Here is a 12,724-nt window from a genome sequence, read left to right on the forward strand (position 1 = left end):
AAAAATCACCCGGGCTGGACGACGAGGTCCAGGACGAGGAAGCCCTCAAAGTCTGGCATTAGCGGACCATCGCCATCGTCGTTGTGGACCGAGATGTTTCCGAAAACGCCGAAGAGGGACCTAACGTGTTTTCCCTCCCAGACGTCCTCTGCAGCAACGCCCCGGGAGAACATGTTCAGCCTCCCTGTAAAGGCCACCCACACAGCAGGTTTGCAGCCCGTGGAGTTGAAGCTTACAGAAATCACCCTCCCCCCTTTGCCAGAGTAGTCAAAGCCGTAGTAGCTGCCGTCGCTGTAGAGGCATGAATTTCCGAGGAGCCTGGTGGAGTAGACGTCGCTCCCGTTCGCCCTGAGCTCGGCACAGTAGTCCTCCGGGGGCTGGGGCTCCTCGGGAACGTCCATCTGGGCGAGCTCTTCCATAGTGGTTACCCTCTTCCCCACGAGCGAGATGAGATTCTCGCGATATTCCGTGCACCTGCGCAAGAACTCCTCGCTCCTCCCGAGCCTCTTGGGAACCATGATGGATGCGTTCCAGGCATTAAAACCGTCGGGGACGGTCAGTGTGAGGAGCCATTCTTCCCCTCCCGAGAGTGACGCCGAGGGAAGCTCCAGGACCTTTCCGTTCCTCAGATAGACCTTTTTCGGCATTTCTTTGAAGGCTCCCTTGAATGAGAGGACGGTGCACTGGCCTGCCTTCAGCTTGGCCGAGTAAGTGAACCTCCCGGCGGAGTGGCGGACCCTTCCGAGGGCGGGTTTGAGGAACTCCACCTTTCCAAGATGGAGGCCGAGGTCGCGGCTCACATTGAGAACCCGCTCCCTTATGCCTTCCCACCTGAGTCCCAGGTAGTCCGCGTTGGGGTAGAGGATGTAGAAGGCAACCTTTGAGTCAATCCACTCCGGAACTTCGGCACTGAAGGTAACCTCTTGATCCCTGAGCGAGCAGGCGAGCACTTCAACCGAGTAACCGGTGTTATCGAGCCTCTCCGCCGAGAAGACGAGAAGGTCGCCGTTGGCCGTTGCGGAAATAGCCTCATCCGGTCTTTCCGGCTTTTTGCCGTTGGTATCAGAAAAGGCCACTGCACCTGCTACGATAAGAAGTAAGAGCAAAAAAATAAGGGTTGGTCTCCCTTTCTTTGCCATACTCACAACCTCCAGTCTTCGTACACTACTACCATCAATAATAGACAAACTCTTAATATTTAAACTTTCTGTTAAGAAATTTTGTTAAACTCCTCTGGGACATATAATCCATTGCGGTCCCTTTTACCTCCACATTAGGGCTCTCCTAACGTACCTCGCTAAAACGTCAATCTCGTAGTTCACCCTGTCCCCGGGCCTCAGGTGGCCAAGGTTCGTCATCTCGAGCGTGTAGGGGATTACCTGAACCCAGAAGCGGTTCGCCTCGACCCTCGCGACGGTTAGAGAAACGCCGTTAAGCGCTATCGAGCCCTTCTCAGCTATTCCCCACCTCTCACGGGGCATCTCAAATGCCATCCAGGTCGTGTTCCCGCTCCTCCGCGCGGTGATAAAGCGAACCGTCCCGTCCACGTGGCCCGTAACTATGTGGCCGTCAAGTCTATCGCCGAGCTTCAGGGCCCTCTCGAGGTTCACCAGCTTTGCCTCCCTCAGGTTAGTCCTCTTCAGGGTCTCCTCGCCCACATCGAAGACGGCCGTTTTTCCGTCGAACTCGACAACGGTCAGACAGGCCCCGTTCACCGCGACACTGTCTCCTGGCTTTACCTCGAACGGGAGCTCTACGTAAAGCTTTCCCGCCGAGTAGCGGGCTTTGCCTGTTCCCTCAACGATTCCGCTGAACATCTCCACCACCGGGGTAGGCCGTTACGAGGAAGCTCTCCCCAAGCCTCTCTATTGACTCAATTCTCACCACCGGAGCCTCGCTGGCCTTTTGGACTTTTAGACACTCAAAGGGCTTTATTCCGTTCCCGAAGAGCTTGGGCCCGTAAAAGAGGTAGAACTTGTCCGCAAAGGGCAGGAACCCGCAGGCTATCCTCCCACCCTCAATCAGGACACTGTCAATGCTGAGTTCACCAAGTTTCCTCAGGATTTCTCCCGGCTCGGTTATCGGATATGCCTCGGCGATACCCTCGAAGAGCTCCGGCCTCTCCGTGAAGAAGATTACCCGGCCATCTTCAAAGAGCCTGAACTTCTTGCCCTCCCTGATGGCATTGGCAACCCTGCCGGAGCGGTCGAGGATTACCTTCACCTTCTCAGGGCAGTTCTTCAGCCTGCAGTTGAGCCTCGGGTTGTCCGCCAGAACCGTCCCCGCGCCGACCATTATAGCCATGTGCCCCCTCCTGAGCTCCTGAACTCTCTGTCTCGCTTTCTCACCCGTTATCCACTGCGAGGAGCTGGTCTCCGTCGCGATGAAGCCGTCGAGGGTCATGGCGAGCTTGATCGAAACAAAGGGCATCTTGCTCGTCACGTACTTGATGAAAATCTCGTTGAGCCTTCTGGCTTCCTCTTCGAGCAGGCCGACCTCAACCTCTATTCCAGCTTTCCACATCTTTTCGATTCCCTTTCCAGCTACGAGCGGGTTCGGGTCAACCATCGCAACGACGACGCGCTTGAACCCTTCCTTGATTATCCTGTCCGCGCAGGGGGGCTGTTTGCCCCAGTGCGAGCAGGGCTCAAGGGTGACGTACATAGTAGCTCCCCTGACGTCGTACCCCTTTCTCTTGGCGTCCTCTATGGCGTTGACCTCCGCGTGCTTCTCGCCGAAGCGCCGGTGCCAGCCGACGCCGATTATCTTCCCGTCCTTAACGATGACCGCGCCGACCATGGGGTTCGGGTTTACCCAGCCCTCACCGCGCTTCGCCAGGTCAAGCGCCAGCCGCATGAACTTTTCATCTTCACTGTTCATGACTGGACATTCGTTCCAAAATTTTTAAAATTTTGTTCTACAGTTAGAACAAACCCTTTTTACCTTCTGCTTCAACGTTTAGATGGTGGTTTTCATGGAAGACCCGTACATATGGATGGAGAACCTGAACGATGAGCGAGTTCTAAAGCTTGTCGAAGAGGAGAACAGGCGCTTTAGGGAGTTCGTTGGGGAGCTAAGCGAAGAGCTGTTCCCGGAGGTCTGGGAGTACTACTCGATGCCAACGCTCCACTCCGTGAGGCTCACTGAGAAGGGCGTAATCGCGATGTACAAAGAGAAAGATAGACAGGTCATCAGGTGGCTCGGCGGAGACGTTATCGTAGACTCGAAGGCCCTCGAAAAGGAGCTCAACGACGAGGTTCTCCTCCAGGGGTTCACGGCGGACAAGAGAGGAAAGCTCCTCGCCTACAGCTTCTCGATAGGTGGGGCAGACGAGGGCATAACCCGGATCATAGATCTCGAAACCGGCGAAATCCTTGAGGAGTTCAGGCCTTCGGTGTGGAACATCACATTCCTCGAAGATGGCTATTACTTCTCCCGCTTCTACAGGCACGGCGAAACGCCCGACGGCGTCAAAGCTCCAGCTGTGAGGCTCTTCTGGAAAGACAGGGACGGAGAGAAGGTGGTCTTCGGCGAGGGCCTCGGTTCCGGCTACTTCCTCGGGCTTGGAAAGAGCACCGATGGAAAGTGGGCAATCCTCACCGTTACCTTCGGCTGGAACAGCGCGGAAATTTACGCCGGCCCGATAGACGAGCCTGAGAAGTGGGAAAAGGTTTACTCTGCAGACGTCCCGGTTGAGCCCATCGATGTCATTGACGGCACACTCTACCTCCTCACGAGAGAGGGAAGGGGGCTCGGAAAGCTCATCGCAGTGAAAGACGGAAAAGTCGAGGAGATAATCCCGGAGGGCGACTTCCCTCTTGAGTGGGCCGGAATCGTGAACGGAAAAATCCTCGCCGGCAGGCTCGTCCACGCGAGCCACCGCCTTGAGGTCTACTCCCTTGACGGGGAGAAGCTGGACGAAGTGAGGTTTGACCTTCCGGGCAGCGTCTACCCGCTCGACGCCGACGGGAAGAAGGCCCTCCTAAGGTACGAGAGCTTCACCGTTCCCTACAGGCTCTACGAGTTCGAGGGTGAGCTCAAGCTCGTGGAGGGACAGGAGGTTGAGGGGAACTTTAAGGTCGAGGAGGACTTCGCGGTCTCCAAGGACGGCACGAGGGTGCACTACTTCCTCGTGAAGGGCGAGAGGGACGAGAAAAGGGCCTGGGTCTTCGGCTACGGCGGCTTCAACATCTCCCTGACTCCAAGGTTCTTCCCGCAGGCGATTCCATTCATAAAGCGCGGCGGAACCTTCGCCATGGCAAACCTGCGCGGCGGCTCGGAGTATGGTGAGGAGTGGCACCGCGCCGGAATGCGCGAGAACAAGCAGAACGTCTTCGACGACTTCATAGCCGTTCTCGGCAAGCTCAAGGCCGAAGGGTATAAGGTGGCGGCATGGGGCAGGAGCAACGGCGGGCTTCTGGTCTCAGCCACGCTCACCCAGCGGCCGGACGTCATGGACGCGGCACTGATAGGCTACCCTGTCATAGACATGATGCGCTTCCACAAGCTCTACATAGGCAGCGTCTGGATTCCAGAGTACGGAAACCCCGACGACCCGAAGGACAGGGAGTTCCTTCTGAAGTACAGCCCCTACCACAACGTTGACCCCAGGAAGAAGTATCCTCCGACGCTCATTTACACCGGCCTCCACGACGACCGCGTTCACCCGGCACACGCTCTCAAGTTCTTCATGAAGCTGAGGGAGATAGGTGCGCCCGTCTACCTCCGCGTCGAGACCAAGAGTGGGCACATGGGCGCATCGCCGGAGACGAGGGCGAGGGAACTTACAGACTTGCTCGCATTCGTGCTTAAGACCCTCTCTTGATTCCTTCTAGGCTTTTAATGTTACTTTTTCATAACTTTTGGACGTTTTTTTAAAGTGTCTGATACCCGCAATTAAGAGATAAGCTTATAATTGTGAACGCCGCTAAATTATATGGCTGAGTGACTATGGCTGCGGGAAGAATTTCAACAGGCGTTCCTGGACTTGACATCATGCTCAATGGGGGATTAATCCCAGGTAGGGTGTACCTGGTTAAGGGATCACCTGGAAGTGGAAAAACGACTCTGGCAATGCACTTTGCCATGGCAGGGGTTGCAAACGGCGAGAACGTGATGTTCATAACCCTTGAGGAGCCTGCTGAGAATATAAGAGAGGACTTCGGAAAGATGGGCTTTGATGTGTATCACGAGAACTTCATGCTCATAGACGCGACGCCCACGACCGAGCACTACGTCCTGGTTGAAGACTTCTCTGAATCCTTCGCCAAAAACCTCAACAAGCTCACCGAATCCATAAAGGAGCAGTTCCGAACCCGATATTACTCGCGGGTTGTTGTAGACCCAATAACAATGCTGAAGCTTGCCTCAAAGGAAGAGCTTGAGTACCGCAAGGCGTTTCTCGGCTTTGTCAAGACCATGATGCGCCTCAGGACAACGGTTATCATAACCTCAGAGCTTGAACGGACGGACATAGAGGAGTACCTCGTGAGCGGCATCATCGAGATGAAGCTCTTTGAGCACAACGGGGAGCTCAAGAGGGCAATTAAAATCACCAAACTCCGTGGAAGCGGCTTTGATAACGTCATAAGGCCATACGATATAACAGAGAGAGGCATGGTAGTTCACCCCGACAAAACGGCACCATGAGGGTCTAACATGCTTCCCCCAGAAGTCCGGGAGGTTCTTGAAGAACTCCGTGCCGAGAGGATACGCGGCGCGAGCTGGATGGCCAGGCGGGGGGCTGAGGCGTTTAGAATTCTCGCAGAACTCCTTGAGGGGGAGGAGCTGAAGAAGGCGCTGGCAGAGCTCAGGAGGGAACTCCCGCAGGTAAATCCCACAATGGCATCGCTCTACAACCTCTCGCGCTTCATTCCCGTGACGGGTGACCCCCTCCTTGTAAAGTCCAGGGTAGACGAGTTCCTTAGACTGGTTGACGAGGCAAAAAATGCAATCGGGAACATAGGGAGCGAGCTAATAGACGATGGAGACACTGTTATAACTCACTCGTTCTCTTCAGCAGTCTTTGAAGTCATCAGAACGGCAAAGGCCCGGGGAAAGACCTTCAGGGTAATCCTCACTGAGAGCGCCCCTGATTATGAGGGGATAGCCTTGGCAAACGCCCTGGAGAAGGAGGGAATCCCTTTTGAAGTCATAACCGACGCTCAGCTCGGGCTTTTCGCTGAGAGGGCCACCCTTGCCCTCGTCGGCGCGGACAACGTGACGCGCGACGGCGCTGTGATAAACAAGGCGGGTACGTACCTTTTAGCACTTGCCTGCCACGAGAAGGGCGTCCCCTTCTACGTCGCTGCAGAGAGCTTCAAGCTCCACCCGGAACTAAACAGCAAAGACGTGGAAATCCTTGAGAGGCCCTACGCGAGGCAGGGGCACAGGGTCAGGAACTTTCTCTTCGACGTTACTCCCTGGAAGTACGTGAGGGGCATAATAACGGAGCTTGGAATCCTGGTGCCTCCAAGAGACATCTAAAGCCCACAGAAAATGAATAGAAAACAGAAAGGAAAAGTGAAGGCTCACTCCTGGTGGGCCAGCCAGAGCAGGGCTCCCTTGATGAAGGGCCAGTTGCTCTTGATGTACTTCTGGCGGTAATCGTCACTGAGGGCCTTGCTTGAACCGTAGGCGATTATTCTGCCCTTTCCAGCCTCCACAGCGGCCGCTAGTATCGGGTTTGTGCCCTTGGCCATGACAACGTTTCCATCGGCATCAACGGAGTAGCTGGTATCGTAGCCCTTGATGAGCCAGACCGCGGCGCCACTTATCGTGAGAGTCTGGCCGTTGTAGTAGATTGTCCAGTCATCGGGCACGAACTTCATGGCCGGGTGAGCCTTGTTGTATATTCCAACGAACGGATAGTACGGCTTGCCGCTGTTCTTCTCGTCGTCCATGAGCTCGTCGGCGTTGAACCTGATGCCGTAATCACCAACGATAGAGTTGAAGTTATCGACGTTGCTGTACTTGAACCACTCTCCAGCGATAAACAGACCGCCACCGTTCTCCACGTACTGCTTGATGGCCGCAACTTCCTGGGGGGTGTAGTCCTCGCTCGGATCGAGTATTATGACGACCGTGTACTTGCTCAGCAAGTCGTAGGTGATGGGGGATTTCCTGTTAATTGTAACGGACCAACCAAGTTCCTCTTGTATTCTGCTAACTAGGGACGTGACGCCATTAGTGTTCACGTAGTACTGCCCGTGAGAGGCATCTATAAGAACTGAAATTTCGCTCGGTGGCTTTGGAACGACTATTGGGACTTGCCCTCCGGATTTCTTTGCCTCTTCTAGTGTCTCCATAAGCACTGGGTTCCAAAGCTCCAGCTTTTCTACGAGTTCGTTGTACAGATTGAATGCCTGTTTTGCATGAATAAATATTGGATATACTCTGATTTTGTACTTGGAGAAGTTATAGATGTCCTCTGGGATGCTATTGAGGTTTTCCTTATACTGCGCCATCATCTCAGTTATTTCCTCCACTGGAACGTTATCAAGAATGGCGTTGTACTTTTCGAGTTCTGCCGTGAAGTTTGTAAAGTTCGCATAAAGCTCTTCGAGGTAGGGCGTGTTCCTGTGGAGGTACATGGAATAGTACAGTGAAACCCCGTACAACGTCGAGATTGAGGCGGGAATCTCTATGATTTCCTTACTTTCCAGGGTCACAATGACTTGTATGGGATCCTTCTTAAGGACTACTACCAAGTGATCATTTGTGACATAATAGTAGCCAACTTCGTCGTCGATAGCATTTTCGTGAAGTACCATGTTTTCTCCATCTTTGACTACGCCAACGCCTACTACTTCATCCCCCTGAAGTGGAATCACTAAGACAGCAGAGCCGTCCTTTGCCATAGCCAGGTCGACGGTTACCTTGGTCGTGGTTGTTTTGAGGACTTGTTTTCCGTCCATACGGCGAGTTGATTCTCCCACGAGTTCCGATGAATAGTCCATCAGAGTGGCTTTCCAGTAGGCCAATAGTGATGGTTCCTTGGTATTGAAACCTGCAACGTTAACAAAGATGTTCGCACTAGACGTCGAGAAAGTGTAGGACTCCCCATTCAGTTCCACACTGATGACTCCGTTTTCAGAGGAAACGTTGGCCTCTCCAATGACCGCAACGGTAACGTTCTCGAAGTTCTTGATTTCCATTGGAATTGAGTATGTAACGTCGAGGTACGGCCTGTTCTCTGGGTTCTCTTTAGATGCTATCCAGGCAATGTTATCCTGGTCCTCTTTGACTATTCTAAGGGCGACGCTGACCGTTCCGTTTTCTGGCATTTCCGTTAAATAGTCGGTGACATCCCAGCAGTACCATTCACCGCCCTTCTCCATAACTGCCACATCGATTAAATCCCCGAGCTTGGGCGGCTCACTGGGCTTTTGTTTCTCACTCCATGAACTGTTCACAGCGTACGCTCCCACTTCCATTGGAGATTTGACGTAAAACGCATAGACACAGAGCTTTGCGGACGTGATATTGGCAATGTCAGGTATAGAGCTCAAGTTGAATTTTAGGTATACTCTCTCCCTTGCATAAGTCGAACTGTTACCAATTGCAAGCTCATAGCGAGTTCCCTTGTAGAGATAATAGTCCCTCCAGCTGAAGTCAACGCCATTGTAGTAATAACTGTACGCATCTTCCACGGGTTCAATAGTGCTCTCTCCACTCGGAGAAATTCCGTACTGGGCGTAAACCTGCTGATCAAATTCCTCAACAACAACGCCACCGTACTTTAGGCTTACGTTTATCGTGTAGTTACCGTAGCGGGGTGCTTTCCACGGGATACTGAGGCTAAGCTCTTTACCACTCTCCAGGACGATGCTGTCGTTTGAATATAGTAGGTCACCGTTGACGAGAACTGTGAAGTTCACAGTCTTTGCAGTGGAATAGTCGTTGAACAGTGTGAAGTTGAACTCCACCGGCTCGTCTACGAGAACGACCCTTGGAATTTCATAGGACTTGATACCGACCCCGTAAGAGACCTCGACATTTAGTAGCTTGACGTCAAAGACATTACCGCCGCGATCCATTAAGGTGGCGTTTACGATATAAGTTCCGGATTCAGCGGGTGTCCACTCCACAGGTATATATCTGATTTCGTTTCTGGCAAGGGTCAATTCGCCCACATAAATCTCAGCGCCATTCACTGCAACCTTAAGAGTTACGTCGGTGGGAACTTCGTAGTTGTTCCTGACGGTTATATTGATAAGCCCTTCTCCCACATAGTGGCGTGGCACTTCAATGTTCATTATTTCTGGTACTTTCATAGAAATATCGCTAGCCCAGCGGGGGTTAATTCTGTACTGGTCGTGGGAGTACTTCACAACGCCAACAATGTACTTGTAACTCTGACCAACGGAGGGGAGAGGAACATCACTATAGAAGTCGTTGTCAACATAAGCAACACCTGAACCATCGTCAACGGCCCAGTAATGGTACTCCCAGTTAACATCTTTTACAGTAGCGTTTTCGACCCTAACAAGCACGCCCTCCCATTTTTCTTGGGAAACACTGCCGGTCGGAAGAAGAACCGGTTCGGGAACTTGTTTGCCTTTGTCAATTACTTCTACTACAACACCCTCGGTATATGAGATAGAACTAATCTCAGTTAAACCGTAATACTCCTTCACACGACCAGTTACTCTGACGTAGTCTCCAACCTCAACATTCGGGGAGCTACCCAGGTACACAAAGATACCACTCCACGGCCCAGTTCCGTTCTGAATCACGAACTCTTTTGATCCAACGGCAGTGACTACACCCTCGGTCTGCACGATAATACCTGAATACACAGAGGCATCTCCGTCCGTTGTGTCGCTCTGAATTTCCTGGACTGAAACTTTTGCACCTGCCTCAACCTGAACCGTCTTAGAGGATAACAGCGCACCGTTCTCGTCTTTTAGCGTAACAGCAATTTCATGGGCACCCAGCTCCTCTGGAGTCCACGGTATGCTTAGGGTCTTTTTCTCGCCAGCTTTTATGGAGAAGGACGTGTCCCCATAAATGACACTGTCGTCCACGGACACAGTCAGGGTGAAGCCAGAATAGTCAGTTGTGTCGGAGTTGTTCACTGTTACCAAAATCTCTGTCTCTTCTCCCTTCCAGACGAGCTGTGGAACCTCAATGCCGGAGATTTGAACGTTTTTGGGGAGGGTGTAGACAATTTTAAGATACGGGTGATGATCGGGATACTTCGTGTCATCTTTGGACGTGTAACCTATGCTTTCTGGGATACTACCCTCCGCGTCAGAGATGAGTACAAAGCTGACAATCTTGTCACCATTGAACTCCTGCGTGACAAAGTCCGTTACGTCCCAGACAGACCAGTGATTTCCAGCAGTGTCAATGAGGTCTTTGTCGAGAAGCGCACCCTCCTGGGGCTTGGTGTTCCATGTGATAGAGCCCTCAGTCCACGAGTCATCGCTGACAGCGTAGACGCTTATGTTCACAGGGGTTGAGCTGGCACCTTTGTACGTGTAAGCATGGAGAGTCGCACTGACAATGACAGCGTTTTCTGGCAGGTTTGAAAGGTCAAACTTGAGATAGGCTCTTTCCTTGGCACCATTATAGGTCCCAACGTAGAGGCTGTAGTACGAGCCATAGTTGCTGTCAGGATATTTTTGATATACATACGCGTCGTCCGTGGGCTCTATTTGAATTGTCGTCGTTGCCGCTGAAACTCCCTGGAAAGCGGTGCTCGGCACCAAACTGAGCATCAGCAGGGCGACTAACAGTAATCCACATCGTCTCATTGTGACCACCCTACAAAGAACGGCGCCTATGTATAAATAAGTTTTTCCACTATGCATAATCAAGCTGAAGTATATTCCCCAGTTTTTGATTGTCTGATTTTTCACAAAGGCTAAAAAGAGAGATTATGGAAACAACAAGCGTGGGGGTGTTGGTATGCCAATAACAACGAAGACAGGTGATAAAGGTTTAACAGGTCTCTTCACAGGCGACCGCGTGGCGAAGTATTCACCAGTAATGGAAGCCAACGGCACCATAGACGAGCTCGACAGCTTTCTGGGGGAGGCTAAGCACTACGTCCCGGAAGAGATGACGGAAATCCTTGAGAAAATCCAGGTTCAGCTCTACGACCTGATGGCCGAGCTTGCGAGCAGGGGGAAGTACGCCAAGGTCGGAGACGAGGAAGTCCGCTGGCTTGAAGAGCTAATCCACAGGTATGAGGAGGAAGTCCAGCTCCGCGCCTTCGTCCTGCCCGGCTCAACGATAGCGAGTGCGAAGCTCGACGTCTGCAGAGCTATAACAAGGAGAGCCGAGAGGAGAGTGGCTAAACTCGTCCTCGACTACGGTTTCGGCCAGAACGCCCTAATATACCTCAACAGGCTCAGCGACCTGCTCTTCATAATGGCGAGGGCGATAGAGAAGAAGGAAGGAAAGCTGAAGGAGGTCAAGTGAGCGTCTCCTTTCCTTCTTTCAGTCTTTCTTTAGCCCGAACGTCCATCAGCAGAATTTCGCGGTATCTCAGCCAGTAATAGAGGGCGACGGCCCCCATTCCAATCCAGAGGCCGAGGGTAACGAGCCACGCGGGGTAAACGTTCAGGAGCGGGCCGACGAGGACGAGGCCGAGGGGCGTCGCTATGTTCGTCAGTATTCCCAAGGCCGAGAAGACCCTGCCGCGAACCTCGCTCGGAACGGCCCGCTGGATTTTGGAGTCAATTGGAATGCTTATGAAAGCCTCGCTTACTCCCCAAACTACAGAGGTGGCCGTAAGTACAATGAAAGCTCCCTCCCGTTCAAGCTTTGAAAGAGGGGATATCAACCATATGAACAGAACCATCACGAGGCCGTTGAGGAGCATCGCCTCGAACAGGAACTTTCCTGCCCCCTTCCCGAACTTCACCGCTATGAGAATGTTCCCAATCAGTGCCCCGCCCATGAAGAAGCTCTCCATGAGGCCGAACTGGAAGCTCGTGAACTTGAGGACTTCCCTCATTGCGTATGGGAGCAGAACCGCTCCAAAGGGGGCCCCAAAGATGCCCATGAATATCGCGAAGGTCATCAGCGTCCTCAGGTAATGGTGCCCGAAGATGAAACGGACGCCTTCCTTTATGTCGCTGAAGACCTGACCGATTCCCTCAATTGGCTTTGCCTTCCACTCGTAGCGGATTAGCATCTCAAAGAGGCCTGAACCGAAGAAGCTGACCGCGTTTATCAGGATTGCAAGCTTTATCCCGCCGATTCCGTAGATTAAACCGCCGAGGGCCGGTCCAACGAGGCGGGCCAGTATCGTGAAAGAAGACACCGTTGAGTTTGCCTTCTCAAGCTCGTCGGGCTCCACCAAGTCGGGAAACATCGCCCCGGTTCCGGCAGAGAAGAACGAACCCAAGACCGCCATAACCACCTGAACTGCCAAAAGCTGGTAGATGCCGAGGAAGTTGAAGGCTATGACACCGAAGAGGAGAATCCCCCGGATTAGGTCAAATCCAACCATGAGCCACTTTCTATTATACCTGTCGCCGACGACACCTGCGAAGGGCATGACTATGAGGGAGGGAATTATCTCGGCGAGGATAAAGAGCGTCATCATCGAACCGCTGTGGGTCTTGTCGAGGACATAGAGCGGTAGGGCAACGTCCTGCACCGCCCAGCCGAGCTGGGAAACGAACCTTCCAACGGCAAAGAGCCAGAAGTTCCTGTTGAGGCTCACGGCACCACCTCCTCTGTCCCCATTTTTGCATAATTGTTGAAT

General features: G+C 52.8%; 9 protein-coding genes. 4 read left to right on the forward strand and 5 right to left on the reverse strand.

Annotated features, from left to right (window positions below; genetic code table 11):
• Positions 1-5 precede the first annotated feature (5 nt).
• The 3 genes from ACZ5ER_RS08540 to ribD all read right to left on the reverse strand — a co-directional run bounded on the left by ACZ5ER_RS08540 (position 6) and on the right by ribD (position 2,880).
• On the reverse strand, positions 6-1,076 hold the full coding sequence (locus ACZ5ER_RS08540; protein WP_464934234.1) for a hypothetical protein: 1,071 nt from the start codon (positions 1,074-1,076) through the stop codon (positions 6-8).
• 186 nt (positions 1,077-1,262) lie between these two features.
• On the reverse strand, positions 1,263-1,817 hold the full coding sequence (locus tag ACZ5ER_RS08545; protein ID WP_050003521.1) for a riboflavin synthase: 555 nt from the start codon (positions 1,815-1,817) through the stop codon (positions 1,263-1,265).
• Complete coding sequence (gene ribD / locus ACZ5ER_RS08550; protein ID WP_464934235.1) at positions 1,798-2,880, reverse strand: bifunctional diaminohydroxyphosphoribosylaminopyrimidine deaminase/5-amino-6-(5-phosphoribosylamino)uracil reductase RibD; 1,083 nt, start codon at positions 2,878-2,880, stop codon at positions 1,798-1,800. Before ribD ends, ACZ5ER_RS08545 begins: the two co-directional genes overlap by 20 nt.
• A gap of 94 nt (positions 2,881-2,974) precedes the next feature.
• Here ribD and ACZ5ER_RS08555 point away from each other — a divergent pair, with 94 nt between their 5' ends.
• The 3 genes from ACZ5ER_RS08555 (at position 2,975) to ACZ5ER_RS08565 (ending at position 6,486) form a co-directional block, all read left to right on the forward strand.
• Positions 2,975-4,825 carry a prolyl oligopeptidase family serine peptidase gene (locus ACZ5ER_RS08555; protein ID WP_464935170.1) on the forward strand — a complete coding sequence of 617 codons (1,851 nt, stop codon included), beginning with the start codon at positions 2,975-2,977 and terminating at the stop codon, positions 4,823-4,825.
• 125 nt (positions 4,826-4,950) lie between these two features.
• A complete protein-coding gene (locus ACZ5ER_RS08560) occupies positions 4,951-5,649 on the forward strand; it encodes an RAD55 family ATPase (protein WP_050003524.1) in 699 nt (232 codons plus the stop codon).
• Between the two features lie 9 nt (positions 5,650-5,658).
• Complete coding sequence (locus ACZ5ER_RS08565) at positions 5,659-6,486, forward strand: translation initiation factor eIF-2B alpha/beta/delta subunit family protein (RefSeq protein WP_050003525.1); 828 nt, start codon at positions 5,659-5,661, stop codon at positions 6,484-6,486.
• A gap of 44 nt (positions 6,487-6,530) precedes the next feature.
• Here ACZ5ER_RS08565 and ACZ5ER_RS08570 read toward each other — a convergent pair whose 3' ends face one another.
• The gene (locus ACZ5ER_RS08570) at positions 6,531-10,760 is read right to left on the reverse strand and encodes a DUF4350 domain-containing protein (RefSeq protein ID WP_464935171.1); all 4,230 of its coding nucleotides are present in this window, start codon (positions 10,758-10,760) and stop codon (positions 6,531-6,533) included.
• 154 nt (positions 10,761-10,914) lie between these two features.
• Between ACZ5ER_RS08570 and ACZ5ER_RS08575 the strand changes: the two genes are divergently transcribed.
• The gene (locus tag ACZ5ER_RS08575) at positions 10,915-11,430 is read left to right on the forward strand and encodes a cob(I)yrinic acid a,c-diamide adenosyltransferase (protein WP_464934236.1); all 516 of its coding nucleotides are present in this window, start codon (positions 10,915-10,917) and stop codon (positions 11,428-11,430) included.
• Here ACZ5ER_RS08575 and ACZ5ER_RS08580 read toward each other — a convergent pair.
• Positions 11,423-12,682, reverse strand: a complete 1,260-nt coding sequence (locus ACZ5ER_RS08580) for an MFS transporter (RefSeq protein WP_050003528.1) — start codon at positions 12,680-12,682, stop codon at positions 11,423-11,425. The two genes, ACZ5ER_RS08575 and ACZ5ER_RS08580, sit on opposite strands and share 8 nt — an antisense overlap.
• Between the last annotated feature and the right edge of the window lie 42 nt (positions 12,683-12,724).

The organism is Thermococcus marinus, assembly GCF_055389025.1.